We start from the raw sequence: 13042 nt of genomic DNA, 5'->3' as shown, positions 1-13042 counted from the left end.
CGTGGGTGGTGAGGTCCTGTGCGTGGGTCGGCGGAGGTCAGCCCGTGCCCGTGTCCGTGCCCGTGTCCGTCTCGGTGGATGTCTCGCCGGTGCCGCCGTCCGCGGGTTCCTCGACTGTGACGGTCTCCGTGACGGTCACCTCCACCGGAGTGACGACCACTACCGACTTCTCCTCCTCCTTCGCCTCGAAGTACGCGGTGAGGCTCGTGGCGACGGCGGTGGCCAGCTGAAGGAGCTGCTCCTCCGCCAGCACGACGGGCACGGTCTCCGTGCTGGTCTCAGACATGCGCGGACTCCTTGATCTCGCCCCAGGTCAGTCCTGACGCGGTGAGTGCGGCGAGGGTCGCGAAGGTGCTCGTGACGGAGGCGTACGTGGCATACGTCACCGGCGCGGGGTCGCTCGGCGCGTCCGGGGCCAGCTCGAAGTCGGCCGGGTCGGGAACGGGCTTGATGGCGCGCAGGGTCAGTGTCTGCTGGACGCCGCCGTCGGGCGTGGCGCCGGTCCGGATGCCGACGACCCAGGCGAGGGTGTCGAGCGTGGCGCCGGACGAGTCCACCACCCGTACGACATCGCCCAGTTGGATGCGCGGGTCGTACAGCACCTCGACGTCGCCGATCACCGGGACCGGCAGGACTCCCGCGGCGCGCATCGCCTGGGCGAGGGCTGCCGCGCCGGCCGCGTTCTGGACCCAGTCGGTGGACTCGGCGGTGTACTCCTGGCGGCCGTAGTACTTCTCGCTGGCGACTCCGTCCTTGTCGTTGACGGTGTCCTTGAGCAGCGCGACGGCGTTCCGCTCCACCGGGTCGGCGGTCGGCTTCAGCGTCTCCAGGTAGAACGACGCCTTGCCGGCGGTCGTCGCCGTGTAGAGCGTGGCCGCCTTGCGGTTGGTGAAGCGGACCACCAGGTAGCCGTCCTCACGGCGGACCATGAGGTCCACGGCTCCTTTGACCGCGGTGGTCCCGGCCGCCGTGGTGGCGAAGCGGACGTTCGTGCCCGGGGTGGCGCCGGTGTCGTCGTCGGTGGAGGGGGGGGGCTGACGTCGTACTCGTCGTCCGACATCAGGTACGTGACGGTGGTCGTCGCATTGCCCGGGATGGTCCGGACGTTCTCGTCCTTGAGTGTCGTGCCCGTCGCGGACCTGATCCCCGTCCAGTCCTTGTACGGCTGGACACAGTAGTTGCGGCAGGCGTCGATCTCCTCGGTGGCGGTCAGGGACGCGATCTCGCGGACACTGGTGAGGGTGAGATCGGCGGTCGTCGGCTTCGTGGTGAAGCGGGTGTAGTTGCGCCAGTGGAAGACACCGCGCTCGTCGAGCTCGGCGGTCGACATACTCGCCTTGGCGATCTGCGAGATCACCTCCCACTGTGACCCGCTGACCCGGGGTACGGCGTACAACGGCAGGATCACGTCGTCGAGTTCGACGCTCTTGGTCCAGCCGGTCTGGGCGAACTCGGCCGGGGTCGGCATGGCTGCCAGCCCGCTCGTCACCTGGACGCACTCGGTGGGCATGTCGGTGATGAGGGTGACCTGGTGGAGCTCGGCCGCCTTCTGTATGGCGGAGTCCTCCGTCAAGGTGGACGGATCGGGCCGGAGCTGTGTGCCGTCGGGAGCGGTCAGCTGGGGCTGGACAGTGGTGCCGGTCGACGTGCAGTTGAAGTGGGCACCGAGGTGCCAGACACCCCGCAGGCCGAGGACACCCTTCAGGAACGGGTTGTCGCTCCAGGACCACTGCTGGAACCAGCCGCCGACGGCCGAGTCGATGGAGGCGAGCCGCACCCAGCCCTCGGCGAAATCGGCCTCCAGCTTGAGATGGCCGGTGGTCGACCCGTTGCGGTTCAGCTCCAGCTGGAGGACGACCTGGTCGTTGTTGGCGGGGGCCTCGGCGGTGCCGTCGAGGTCGCCGTACGAGACCGCGTTGTTGACCCACACCTCGGCGAAGAGCCGACTGGTCGACACGGTGGCGCTGCCCGGCACGGTGACGCGGCTGCGCGGGAACCAACTCACCTTCGTCTGCTTCTGCTTGGGTACGAACGCCATCTCGTGCGGCGCGCCCTGGCGGCTGAAGACGTACGTGTCCGGGTCGGGCAGGGTCTCCGGCTGGCCGTACGGCGTGCTGAAGCCGCCGTGCAGCGTGGCGTACACGAGGGTGATCGGCTTGCCGTCCTCGAAGTCCGGGTAACGGGCCGGCGGGCAGGCGTACAGGCCGCCCTGGCGCAGCAGTTCGGACACGCACCAGGTCGCGGACGACACCGGGTAGCCGTAGTTGAATCCCGCGTACGGCTTCGGAAGTACGGCGGGCCCGCGCAGCCGCTCCGCCCCGTCGAGGGCGGTGATCTGCACGGAGTCCGTTCCGGAGGCGGCGGAGCGGGAGCGGACCGTCCCGCGGAAGGCGGGCAGCTTCTCCGCGGTTCCCACGCCGTTTTCGTGGACGACGGACTGTCCGGGGCGCGCGATGTCGCCGGTGGTGCGCGCGGCCCAGGGTGAGTAGAGCTCGGGTGCCGACTTGCCTCCCGTACCGGAGAGCTGGACCTGAAGTTGCGCGGCGGAGGATCCGGAGAACGCACGCATCGCGGCGGGCAGATCGGTGGCGTACGACCGCTCCAGCTGCCAGGACTGCACCTGCGCGGAGACGTCCTGGCCGCCGAGCCGGGTGGTGTGCGTGGTGGTCCGTTCGCCGGCCGCGAGCGCGGTCTCGGTGGCGTCGTCAGCCTGCTGCACCGGACACCTCCACGAGGTCGAGGCCGATGCTGCGGTAGGGGAGCGGGCGGCCGGGGGTGTCGCTGTAGTTGGTGACGGACATCGGGGGGAGACCGTCGCCGGGGACGCCGTTCTCCGCCGTGCCGCCGTAGGTGAGGCAGGCGCCGGCGAGGGAGTAGGTCCCGGCGGTACCCGGTTTGGCGGTCGGGGTGGCGTAGGCGGCGGTCGCCGGGGCGGTGGCGGAGACGAGGGCGCCCGCGGTGTTGGTGTCGGAACTGATGTAGGTGCCGTCGGACTTCTTGAAGTCGATGCCGACGCTGACGGTGCTGAGCGCCGCGATCGCGGTGGGGGCGCGGAAGGACACCTGGAGGCCGGGGGAGACGGGGAAGTTGCCCCCGGTGCCGACGCAGCGCCAGGCGACGGAGCCGGTGGTGTCGACGGCGGTGAACAGGAAGGTGCCGGGGGCGGTGGTGCTCTCGGCGACCGTTCCCGTCGTCGTCTTGAACCATTGGGTGAGGCCGGTGATGCCGGTGGCCCCGACGGCGCCGAGTCCGGCGGCCTGGCCGGGGCTCAGGACGTTCCCGGCGGCGGGGTCGACGACGAACACCGTCCGGGAGCCGTCGACACGGCGGGCGATGCGGTCCAGGGCGCGGGCGTGCGCCGGGGCGAGCAGGTCCCAGGCCAGCTTGAGGCGGCGAACGGGGGCGAGGGTGCGGGTGAGGGTGACTCGGCCGCCGAGCGACTTGAACTCGCTGATGCCGAGGTCGGCGGTGCGGTCGAAGGACTTGGCGGCCTGGTCGATCTCGGTCATCGAGCCGGGTGGGCCGATCCAGAGGTTTCCCATGGGGGCTCCTGGGGTGGGCGGTGGGTGGGTGGGTGGGTGGTGGTGGTGGTGGGGCGTGCGCGGGGATGCGCGGCATGCGCGGGTATACGGGTGTGGAGGCGCGCGGGTGTTCGAGGGCATGAAAAAAGCCGGCGGCGGGTGAGCCGTCGACTGAAGGGTGGGGGCGGTGAGGGAGCGGGGTGGGGCGGCGTGAACTACCGGCGGGCGAGCTGTCGTTGTCCCAGGAACACGGCTCGGGCGATCTCCTGTGAGTCGACCTGTACGACGACGGGGCGGGCGGCCAGCTTCTCCACGGCAGCGGTGAGGTTGCGCAGCCCGCTGCCGGAGCCGATCATCCGGTCGAGCTTGGACAGCGGGATGACGGCCTCGTGCTCGCCGGCCTCACCGAGGAGGGCGAGGGTGCCGCCGTGGCGGGCCTGGACCACGCCACCCGTGGCGAGGCGCGGGACCGGGACACTCAGGCGGGGGAAGGAGAAGCCGCGACCGCCGTACTTGGGCACCCAGTCGGGGATCTCGATGCGGATGCCGGCCAGGATGCCGAACAGGGAGTTCAGCGCCATGGCGAGGCCGGTCCACGGTGAGAGCAAGGCGTTGCCGAGGCCCTTCAGCAGCGGCCCCGCGTTCTTCACCAGCGAGCCGAGCGCCGAGCCGATGTGCTTCATGGCGATCTCGAAGCCCTTGCGCAGGACCGCGGTGATCTTGTCCATGTTGACGAACTGGGCGATGAGCGGCGTGAGCAGCGTCATCAGCAGCCCGAACGGGCTCGCCGCCATCGCGAGGTTGAGCCCCTTCTGGGCCAGGGATGCGCCCTTGAGGCCCTTGCCGAGGTTGCCCATGGACTTCCCGCCGGTATCGGCGTTCTTGGCTGCCTTGCCTACGGACTTCTCCACGGCGTCGGCCTGCGCCTTGACGGTCTTCAGCTCGCCGTGGGCGCCCTTGGCGGCGGACTTGAGCTTGTCGAGGGAGGACTTGAGCTTGTCGGAGCCGGTACGGGCCTTGCCTAGGCCGCCGTCGGCGTTTGTTGCGGCTGTCTTGATTCTGGCGATGCCGTCGCTGCCCTGAGCGGCGGAAGATTTTAGCCTGCCGAGGGCTGTATTGCTTTTGTCGGCCGCGGTGCGCAAGTTACCGACGGCAGAGCTCGCCTTCTGCGAAGCCTGCTGAATACCGGGCACGGCGTTGCTTGTGCGGCTTATTGCGTCACGAAAACGATGGATGGTTTCCGTGGCCTTGCTGAACGATGAATTAATGCTCACAGAGACTCCCTTTAGCGAATTTTTCGGAAGGTGATCAGGATATTGCTGAATCCAGCTCCCGCAATTTGACTCGAAGTCCGTCGATCTTTGAGCTCATGGCGCCAAGTGACTGTTCCACTCTCTTGCGTTGATCTTCCGTAGCCTTCTTTTTCTCTTCCGCATCGTGTGCCATTTTCGTGATGGATCGATACACGTCCACTGTTTCTTTGAAAGTTTCGCCAGCCTTCTTCTGGGATTTTTCGGCGCGCTTCATCTCCGCATCGGTCGCCCAGTTGCCTGTTTCTCCTGCGTTGCTCTGGAGCCGTTGCGCCATGGTTATGGCGCGCTTCGCATCCTCGGCCGCCTTTTCCGTCTGCTGGTCCAACTTGAGCAGCTTTTTGTCAGCAGCCTCAAGTTTCGCCTTTTCGTCGCGCGCATGGCGCCATGTCCACTTCTGGACGCCGCCGAACACTATCCCCTTCTCGTCCACCTTGAGGATCGCTGCGTCGATTTTGAGCGGAGTGAATCCGATAGCTGCTACCCCGGCTGCTATCTTTAGGATGTCTACCGAAGTGCTGAGTCCATTAAGCTTATGTTTGAACTTGTCGGCTTCGTCCTTCGTCCAGAGATATCCGACGCTTTCATTGCTGCCAGTCCCAGCTGTTGCTGCCACTTCCATCTCCAATCCATAAGCTGGGCTTGTCGCCCAGCGGTGATGTATGTCACGATCATCGAATGGATGCTCTGGGGTGGGTCTGCTTCTGTCTAGTAATCTTTCCGATTCCCTTTTTGTTCTGGTTTGGAATGATTCCTCTGTGGGTTGACCGAAGATTGAGGCGGTCTGGCGAGGAAACCATAGGGCGATGTCGGAACGTCTCAACTTCGGAGGGGCGATACTCGACCAGCTTTGAATTCTCGACGCACTCAGGAGATCGGATCATCTATATCTCTCCACTCAGCGGCAGTGTCTGGGGTACACCTGGGGAAGAGGCTCTGCTGGTGTACGACCCCAGTTCTCCGTGGCGGAGGGTTCGCAGTCGGCGAGAGCTGGATTCTCGTTCCGAGGCGTGGGCTTCTCTCTGGTGGGGCATCTTGCTGGAGGCGATTGTGGTGACGGTTTTTCTTCTTTATCTGACCTACTGAACCCGGATCCATCGGCTTGATTCCGGAGCGATCGTTTCGGGGTTGTGCGGGCGGTGTTGTGGATGGGCTTTGGTGATACTGGCCGGCCGACGCCAGGTGATCCACCAGTTCTGCCGTGGTCGGTGACATCGGGTCATGGACGACGAAGAGTGGTGCCCCCGGTGCCAGGGAAACGGATGACGTGGGAGTCGACTCCGCGTGATGCCGGGTGCCCTCCGGGAGGAGATAGAGGAAGTGCACAGTGACGTCGTTCTCGTGCATCCACAACGGCGTGTACTGGCGAGGGAGATAGTGTGCCAGTCGTGGTGCAGGGGGCGCGGGTTCTGCGAGTGGGGATTCATGGGGGCTGAAGTGGCCGATGGCAGAGTGCCGTTGACCGTCAACGCGGATTCGGACGGGTGGTTGTGGACCCTGCGGGCCGTGGGCGGTGAGCTGGAGCAGCCTGTTGTGGTGGGCGGGGCTGTGTATGTGGGAGTGCCGGGTGGGCGGATCGCGGCTCTCGATGCCGGCAGTGGGCAGGTGCGGTGGTGCAGTGTCGAGATCGCGAAGGCGTCGCCGAGGCGGTTGGTCGGTGCCGGCGAGGTGGTTGTGGTTCCTGTCGGGCGGGAGCGGGAGCGCAGTGGGTTCACTGCGCTGGAGGCGGCTACCGGCGAGGTGCGGTGGACGCGCCGAAAGAGCCCGCTGCATCGGGTCGTCGGCGTGGGCGACTCGACTCTCGTCCTGTGGAACGACAGTGACGAGGAACGCGGGGCGATCGCCGGCGTCGACGCGCTCACCGGCGAGACGCTGTGGGAGGACGAGTTCACGCGGATCAACGGGCTCGTCGTGCGCGGGGAGCGGGTGATCCTGGACGCCGGAGGCTTCCGGGCACTGGATGCCCGTAGCGGTGAGGAGATCTGGGACGGGGGAGTCGGCCACCTGGTCGGCCAGCACGGAGAGACCGAGGACGCGGCCGTCTTCCTCAGCTGGGGCAGTTTTCTCAACACCCTTGCCGTGCAAGCCTCGGACACCGGTAAGAAACTCTCCGAGACCCGGTTCCCCCACCGGAAGGCCATGAAGCACTTCTGGAGCCGGTCTGCTCTCGTCGACGGAGGCCGGGCGTTGCTCTCCGAGTCTTTCGGGCGCAGGGTTCGGCTCTTCGCCTATACGGGTCTGGACCAGGCCCAGTCCCTGGGAAGTTGGCGGCTGGGCCGTTGGCGCCTGAGTACCCTCCGCGAGGCGGTGTGTGTCGGTGACTGGGTGTACGTGCGCACCTGGCGCCACAAGGTGTACGCCGCGCAGGTCGGCCCGCGTCGTGGCCTGCGGCGGTTGACGTTGGCAGCCCCGGATGGGCGGTCCGTGCGGAGGCCCTTGAACATCACTGCCGGGCCGGGATACGTGCTCGGGTGGGATACGGAGGCGGTGTCAGTGATCCGGGACGGTCGCGTGTTGTGGGCTGCGGCGACCGACATCCTCAGTCTCAGTGACGGTCCGGTGCCACTTGGCGACGACCGTGTGCTCTTTCGGGCTCGGAGTGGGAAAGGGACCGAGGTTCGGCTGTACTGCGCCGATGTGGCGACAGGACGACGGCTGTACTGAGGTGACTGCGGGGCGGTGGGCACGGCTTGCCTGTGATCAACTTCTCAACTGCCCGCCGACCGCATGTTTTTACCTGCTGTCTGGCCCGTAATGCATTGTGGCGCGGGCTGCGCTGTGCTTCCGCCGGTCGCGCATACACCTCCTTTACCCCTCGCTCCCGCAACTGCCAAAGCTTCTTCCGGCAATCCCTTAACACCCAACTATGCAGGTCAGCTCCCTACTGTGGTGCTGATCCTTCCCGAGTTCGTCGACGATCCCCAGGACTGATGATGGTGGATCCCGGCGGAGGGACCGCCGGGATCCACTCGACTACTGACACTGAATTCGTTTGCTGATCCGCTGGAGTGGGCTGCTACGAGGGTTCGTCACCGGGCGGGACCGGATGTCCGGTCGAGTGCCAGGCCGAGTGCCCCGTTGATGCGGGTGAGGGCTGTCGTTGGTGGGGGAAGGGCAGGATCTTCCCCTCCTGGTCGCCGGCGGTGCGGGCGGCCTTGGCGCGGTGCGCCGCGTGTTCCACGTGGTCGCGCCAGCCCTGCCCGTACGCCGTGAACTCCCGGGTCTCGATCTCGGCCCGTGTCGTGATCACCAGGTCCGCCGGAAGGGCGTACCCCAGTTGTCCGGTGAGTACTCGCCGTAGCTCGGCGGTGCCGAGTTGTTCGCCGCCGCCCTGTGCCATGCCGTCGTCGTCCTTCGTCATGCAACCCCACCCCTCCGTGCCGGCCGAGTTCTCGACCGGTGGCCGTACTGCCGTCTCTCTGCCGAACTCCTGAATCGAACGTATGAGCGATAACTCTTCAGGATCCTACCTGAGTCGCCTGTGAGTGGCAGGGGAGAAAACGGGCCGGTCAGGCCACCTCGTACGTCCCGTTGACCCGGATGAAGCTGCCGTCGGCGAAGGCCGTACCGAACAGCCCGCCGCTGCCGATCTGAGCGATCGCGGAGGACGTGGTCGTGCCCTGGCCCCACAGGGTGTAGGTGGTGGCCCCGCCAGTGCCGGAGGGCATGCAGGTGATCTGCCCGCGGCCTCCTCCGCTGAGCGCCATGCCGTTGAACTGGATCAGCCCGCCTGTCGGGCCGGTGGCGACGGGGAGGCTGAGGGAGTAGCCGCCGCTTCCGTACGTCGTCGTGGATCCGAACGCGGCGAATGCCGTGAAGTGGCAGACCTTGCCGACCACCGCGTACCGGCCCGTGAGCGTGCCGTTGCCGATCGCCGGGGCTGTCAGAGCGGCCGTCCATACCGGGGTGTACGAGTTCCAGGCGCCGAGGGCCACCCAGGCTGACCCGGTGTAGTAGCTGAGCGTGCCGGGTGTGGTGAGCCAGGCGACCATGCCGGCTGCCGGGGTGGTGACGGCGGCGTCGCGCGCGGCGGCGGTGGCGTACCGCAGGACCGTGCGGGCGTCGATGCCCTCGGCCAGGGACTGGAGATGGAGAGGGAGGTCGGCGGTGTCCGTGGGCGCCGGGTAGGGGAGGCCGTTGAGTGGGGTGTAGTAGGTCACTGGTGGGGTCCAACTCCTCGGTACGGGAAGGTTTTCAAGGGAAGGGATGCGAGGGGTTCACGAGAAGAACTGGGCGAGTTCGACGGCGCTCGGGTTCTGTTCCGTCCGGGTGTCCGGCGGGGTTGCCGAGGGCCCAGGTGCGGGGGTCGGGGCGTGTGTTCCCGGGCGCGGCACCGGCTTCGGGTAGTCCAGCGGGTCCGCGTCCTCGTCCCGGTTGACCGTCGCGAACATCCAGTTCGCCTCGGCGAGTTGGTCGACGGCCGAGGCCAGCAGGTAGTCGGTGACCGACCACTGCGCCGCCTCGCCGTGGATGCCGCCCAAGGTCGCGCTGTCGCGTGGCAGGTGCTTGACGAGCACCGCGAGCCGGCGGGAGGAGAGCCGGCCGCGGTGCCAGTCGAGCAGGTCCACGCCGTAGTGGCGGAGCAGGTCAGCCTCAAGGGCCTCGGCGTGTTCGTCCACGAACTCGCCGAGGCTCAGCCTTCCCCCAGGCCCAGCCCCGTCTCCTTGCCGTACGCCTCCATGATCGCCGCGATGTCCTGCATCGTGACCTCGTGGCGGTCGAAGCGCGCGAACTGGGCGTCGCCCATGAGCGCGCGCAGCAGTCCGTCCACGTCGTTGTCGTCCAGCTCGCGCAGAGTGCGCGCGGTCTTGCGGGTCAGCTCGGTCGGGAGCGTGAAGGTGTCCTCCTCGATGGTGAAGGACCAGGCGCGGCCGAGCGCCTCCTGACGCTGAGCGCGCGCGGCGCTGACGTCGAAACTTGCCATGGAGCAACTCCTTTGGGTGGCAGGGGAGATGAGGATGGAGAAGGGGGAAGGGAGGAGGGGATGGGGGGATGGGGGGATGGGGGGATGGGGGGATGGGGGGCGGGCAGGGCCGGGGGGTCCCGGCCTTGCCCGCTCTGCCCGGAGGGGTGGATCAGGGGTGGGTCAGGAGGCGGTGCTGTACGCCGGGTCCTTCATCAGGAAGGTCGCCAGTGGCTTGGTGCTGTCGACCGCGAGCGCGGTGAAGGTGACGCCGAGCTTGATCGAGGCGGTGCGGGTGAGCGACAGCTCCTCGGTCTCGGTGACCTGGCCTCGGGCGACGATGAAGCGGTACGTGATGGCCGAACCGTCGGTGAACTCGACGCCCAGGGCCTTCTCGTTGAACTTCGGCTCGGAGGACAGGTCGTACTTGTAGATCCCGGAGCTGGTGGCCGTCTCCGCGGTCGCGTCGCCGCCCATGAAGAAGGGCAGCGTGTCCTCGTTGAGCTGGAGCATCTGGAACTTCAGGGTCAGGTCGCGGTCCGAGTAGATGAAGCGGGCCGGGGAGACCGACTGCCAGGTCTCGACCGGGTCCAGCTTGTCCTTCTTCGACAGCTTGATGCCGTCCACCGAGGTGTAACCGAGGTCCTTCCAGCCGGCCGCCCAGGCGGTGGTGACGTCGGTCGGCGCGGTCGTACCGACCGGGGCGACCAGGATGCGACCGGCTCCGGCGACGCGGATCTCGCTGGCGTTGTTGCCTGCCATGGGTAACTCCTTCTAAGGGGTGGCGCGTTGATATGCGCCTGGGTGTGGGGTAGGTGCGGATATGGCGAAGGCCCCGCCGGACGGCAGGGCCTTGATCAGGGGAAGCGCGGGTGCGCTCAGGCGGTGGGGCGGATGTGCAGCCGCACCGTGGAGTAGTAGCGGTTGGCCGCCGACCGGTTCCAGTCGGGCAGCCAGCGCGGTCCGTCCGCCTCGACGACGTCCGAGACGTACGCCGTTCCGTACGTCGCGCCGCGCAGCGCGAGCAGCGCCGAGCGGACCGAGAGGGCCAGGGTGTGGGCGCTGGTCTTCGTCGGGCCGTACACCTCGAAGTCGACGAGGGGCTGGTCCAGGTGCTGGTCGTCGATCCAGGCTCCGCCGGCGCGGGAGACCAGGACGACCTGCTGGGTGCCGTCGAATCCGGAGGGCGGAACGTTGTCCACGGTGGCGGCGGCGAGTTCGGTGCGGTCGGTCAGGAAGTCGACGACGAGTTGTTCGACGTCGGGGAAGGTGACCGTTGGATCGGCCAAGGTGCGGCCTCCCTTCTTGAGGGGCGGGCGGGGTCGCGTAGGGGAGTGGGGAGCCCTGTGACTTCTACGGCTCTACGCGAAACGGCGGGGCCGGTACCCGGTGTCGGGCACAGCTCCGCCGCTGCACCAACTGTGACACGTTGCGTGCGTGCGCGCAACCAGTGGGGTGTGTGGGGTGCCGGGAAGTGCCGGGGACGGCAGTTGCCCCGCCGCACCGGAGGGCGCGACGGGGCAACTGGGGAGCGGCAACCGCCGCCTTGCTCCTACGGTTCTCTTCGCGGTCGGCTTGTTCCCACGGCGTCCGTGAACGCGGTCCAGGTCTTGTGGCTGACCGTGGCCCAGGGGAGTTCCGGGTGCTTGGAGTCGCGTATGGCGATGAGGTGGTCGGCGGTGGCGACTTCTACGCAGTTGTTGGCGGAAGCCTCGGAGTACGAAGACTTGCGCCACTTCGGCTCGGGCAAGACGGCTTCCTTCATAGATCCCTGATGATGTCGAGGACGGCATCCCTCGACTGAATGGGATTCAACGCCACTTGTTCGATTGCGTCCAGGCGTCGACGGAAGTTGGCCAGCTGTGTGGAGGAGTCGAAGAAGACGGCCCCGATGGGCGAGTCCACCTGGACCGTGTCCAGGTGAGGGCTGTCGGCGGCCGCGTAGAGCACGGAGTCGCCCGCCATCGGGAACCCGCCGGCGCTGAACGGGATCACGAGCAGTGTGATGTTGTCGCGTTCGCTCTCCTCCAGCAGGCGGTTGAGTTGCGCCTTGGCCACGAGGCGGCCCCCGACCTGCATGCGCAGTGCTGCCTCATGGATGATCCCTCGGTATTCCACCGGCGGATTCTTTGTGATCACGGAGTGGCGGGCCAGGCGCTGGGCGATGCGCAGCTCGACCTCCAGGCGTGGCAGCGCCGGGATGAACAGGTCGAACAGGGCTCGGGCGTGTTCCTCGATCTGGAACATGCCTGGGAGATGGGCCGTCTGGAGAGTGCGTAGCGAAGTTGCGTGATGCTCCAACTCGGCCACGTCCAGGAAGTCGGGCGGGATTTTGCCCCGGTACTCGTCCCACCAGCCCTTCGTGCGTCCGCCGGTCATCGCCGCGAGGGCGTCGATGAGTTCGGTGTCGTCGCACTCGTAGATGCTCGCCAGGCGGCGTAGCCGCTGCTCGCTGATGCCGAAGCGGCCGGACTCGATGTTGGAGATCATCGTCCGATCTGCACCGAGCCGTTCGGCCGCGACCGGAGCGGACAGGCCTGCCGCCTCCCGCAGTCTGCGCAGTTCGGCTCCGAAGCGCCGTTGGCGGATGGTGGGTTTCTGTCGGGGTGCCATAGATCAACTCCTCGCTCGCGCACACAGTTTGCCGAGGTGTGTGACGAGCGTCCATCGAATCCGAAGGTAAGACTCGTTCGAGTGAAGTACGTAGCACGTGTTTTAAGTTAGCCGGTAGCTTATGGGTAGATCGCTCGGGTAATTCGTCAACTCCCCACGAGGTGAACGATGGACACCGCACCCGCCCCCTTCGACGCAACCCCCACCCGCGTCGGCTGGGACGCCTCCGTCCTGGACCCGCACCGACCCGTCGCCGAGGCCCGGCACAGGACCCGCGTCTGGCTTCAACAGCACTGGAAACTGGCCGACTTGGCGGACCCGGTGGAGCTCGCCGTCGGTGAGCTGTGTACGAATGCCGTACGCCACGGGGGTGGCCTCGCCGGGCTGGAGTTGGTCCTTGGGGCCGGGCGGGAGTTCGCGCCGCCCTTGCTGCGGGTGCTGGTGGTCGACCATGCCCCGGACCGGGCGCCCGAACTGCCCACGACCGCCGACCCGTTCGGTGAGGGCGGTCGGGGGCTGCGTCTGGTCGAGGCGCTGGCGCGGCGGTGGGGATGGCACCGTACGGGCTTCGATGAGAAGCAAGTCTGGTGCACGTTCGCCCTCGCGCCGGGATCGGAGGATCCGTGTCACCCCCGGCCCCGGTGAGCGGCCGTGCCCGCCGCGTCTCCGGCATGGGTGCTCCGCGATGGTGTACC

16 protein-coding genes are annotated in these 13042 nt (G+C 67.3%); 2 read left to right on the top strand and 14 right to left on the bottom strand.

Annotated features, from left to right (window positions below; genetic code table 11):
• Positions 1-37: 37 nt before the first annotated feature.
• The 6 genes from LUX31_RS16535 to LUX31_RS16510 form a co-directional block, all read right to left on the bottom strand.
• Positions 38-286 (bottom strand): hypothetical protein, encoded by a 249-nt coding sequence (locus tag LUX31_RS16535; RefSeq protein ID WP_235475549.1) that lies wholly within the window; start codon positions 284-286, stop codon positions 38-40.
• Positions 279-929 carry a hypothetical protein gene (locus tag LUX31_RS16530; RefSeq protein ID WP_235475548.1) on the bottom strand — a complete coding sequence of 217 codons (651 nt, stop codon included), beginning with the start codon at positions 927-929 and terminating at the stop codon, positions 279-281. The genes LUX31_RS16535 and LUX31_RS16530 overlap by 8 nt, the downstream gene beginning before the upstream one ends.
• Entirely contained in the window at positions 818-2719 is a 1902-nt protein-coding gene (locus tag LUX31_RS16525) for a hypothetical protein (RefSeq protein WP_235475547.1), read from the bottom strand. Before LUX31_RS16525 ends, LUX31_RS16530 begins: the two co-directional genes overlap by 112 nt.
• Entirely contained in the window at positions 2706-3542 is an 837-nt protein-coding gene (locus tag LUX31_RS16520; RefSeq protein ID WP_235475546.1) for a hypothetical protein, read from the bottom strand. The genes LUX31_RS16525 and LUX31_RS16520 overlap by 14 nt, the downstream gene beginning before the upstream one ends.
• Positions 3543-3736: 194 nt before the next feature.
• Positions 3737-4663, bottom strand: coding sequence for a hypothetical protein (locus LUX31_RS16515; protein ID WP_235475545.1), 927 nt, complete (start codon positions 4661-4663; stop codon positions 3737-3739).
• Positions 4664-4829: 166 nt separating this feature from the next.
• Positions 4830-5453: a hypothetical protein gene (locus LUX31_RS16510; RefSeq protein ID WP_235475544.1), complete on the bottom strand. Its 624-nt coding sequence runs from the start codon at positions 5451-5453 to the stop codon at positions 4830-4832.
• Between the two features lie 815 nt (positions 5454-6268).
• Here LUX31_RS16510 and LUX31_RS16505 point away from each other — a divergent pair.
• Positions 6269-7495, top strand: a complete 1227-nt coding sequence (locus LUX31_RS16505) for an outer membrane protein assembly factor BamB family protein (RefSeq protein WP_235475543.1) — start codon at positions 6269-6271, stop codon at positions 7493-7495.
• Between the two features lie 352 nt (positions 7496-7847).
• Here the strand turns inward: LUX31_RS16505 and LUX31_RS16500 are convergent, their stop codons facing one another.
• From LUX31_RS16500 to LUX31_RS16465, 8 genes are all read right to left on the bottom strand, one after another.
• Positions 7848-8192 (bottom strand): hypothetical protein, encoded by a 345-nt coding sequence (locus tag LUX31_RS16500; RefSeq protein ID WP_235475542.1) that lies wholly within the window; start codon positions 8190-8192, stop codon positions 7848-7850.
• Between the two features lie 148 nt (positions 8193-8340).
• Positions 8341-8991, bottom strand: a complete 651-nt coding sequence (locus tag LUX31_RS16495; protein WP_235475541.1) for a hypothetical protein — start codon at positions 8989-8991, stop codon at positions 8341-8343.
• A gap of 57 nt (positions 8992-9048) precedes the next feature.
• Positions 9049-9399, bottom strand: a complete 351-nt coding sequence (locus LUX31_RS16490) for a hypothetical protein (RefSeq protein WP_235479944.1) — start codon at positions 9397-9399, stop codon at positions 9049-9051.
• A 65-nt stretch (positions 9400-9464) separates the two neighbouring features.
• The gene (locus tag LUX31_RS16485; protein WP_235475540.1) at positions 9465-9755 is read right to left on the bottom strand and encodes a hypothetical protein; all 291 of its coding nucleotides are present in this window, start codon (positions 9753-9755) and stop codon (positions 9465-9467) included.
• Positions 9756-9917: 162 nt separating this feature from the next.
• Entirely contained in the window at positions 9918-10496 is a 579-nt protein-coding gene (locus tag LUX31_RS16480; RefSeq protein WP_235475539.1) for a phage tail tube protein, read from the bottom strand.
• Positions 10497-10612: 116 nt separating this feature from the next.
• Positions 10613-11023 carry a hypothetical protein gene (locus LUX31_RS16475; RefSeq protein WP_235475538.1) on the bottom strand — a complete coding sequence of 137 codons (411 nt, stop codon included), beginning with the start codon at positions 11021-11023 and terminating at the stop codon, positions 10613-10615.
• A gap of 263 nt (positions 11024-11286) precedes the next feature.
• Positions 11287-11484: a DUF397 domain-containing protein gene (locus LUX31_RS16470; protein ID WP_235475537.1), complete on the bottom strand. Its 198-nt coding sequence runs from the start codon at positions 11482-11484 to the stop codon at positions 11287-11289.
• 11 nt (positions 11485-11495) lie between these two features.
• Positions 11496-12347, bottom strand: coding sequence for a helix-turn-helix domain-containing protein (locus LUX31_RS16465; RefSeq protein WP_235475536.1), 852 nt, complete (start codon positions 12345-12347; stop codon positions 11496-11498).
• A 168-nt stretch (positions 12348-12515) separates the two neighbouring features.
• Between LUX31_RS16465 and LUX31_RS16460 the strand changes: the two genes are divergently transcribed.
• Positions 12516-12992 carry an ATP-binding protein gene (locus tag LUX31_RS16460; protein WP_235475535.1) on the top strand — a complete coding sequence of 159 codons (477 nt, stop codon included), beginning with the start codon at positions 12516-12518 and terminating at the stop codon, positions 12990-12992.
• Positions 12993-13042: the final 50 nt, after the last annotated feature.

Source organism: Streptomyces sp. GQFP (assembly GCF_021545335.1).
Lineage (GTDB): Bacteria > Actinomycetota > Actinomycetes > Streptomycetales > Streptomycetaceae > Streptomyces.
The sequence above is the reverse complement of the archived record's forward strand: the minus strand, read 5'-3'. Positions and strand labels throughout refer to the sequence as shown.

Bases quoted from the DNA above. Each gene is read 5' to 3' on its own strand.
- LUX31_RS16535 (WP_235475549.1), bottom strand. From the start codon at position 286: ATGTCTGAGACCAGCACGGAGACCGTGCCCGTCGTGCTGGCGGAGGAG.
- LUX31_RS16530 (WP_235475548.1), bottom strand. From the start codon at position 929: ATGGTCCGCCGTGAGGACGGCTACCTGGTGGTCCGCTTCACCAACCGC.
- LUX31_RS16520 (WP_235475546.1), bottom strand. From the start codon at position 3,542: ATGGGAAACCTCTGGATCGGCCCACCCGGCTCGATGACCGAGATCGAC.
- LUX31_RS16510 (WP_235475544.1), bottom strand. From the start codon at position 5,453: ATGGAAGTGGCAGCAACAGCTGGGACTGGCAGCAATGAAAGCGTCGGA.
- LUX31_RS16500 (WP_235475542.1), bottom strand. From the start codon at position 8,192: ATGACGAAGGACGACGACGGCATGGCACAGGGCGGCGGCGAACAACTC.
- LUX31_RS16485 (WP_235475540.1), bottom strand. From the start codon at position 9,755: ATGGCAAGTTTCGACGTCAGCGCCGCGCGCGCTCAGCGTCAGGAGGCG.
- LUX31_RS16480 (WP_235475539.1), bottom strand. From the start codon at position 10,496: ATGGCAGGCAACAACGCCAGCGAGATCCGCGTCGCCGGAGCCGGTCGC.
- LUX31_RS16465 (WP_235475536.1), bottom strand. From the start codon at position 12,347: ATGGCACCCCGACAGAAACCCACCATCCGCCAACGGCGCTTCGGAGCC.
- LUX31_RS16460 (WP_235475535.1), top strand. From the start codon at position 12,516: ATGGACACCGCACCCGCCCCCTTCGACGCAACCCCCACCCGCGTCGGC.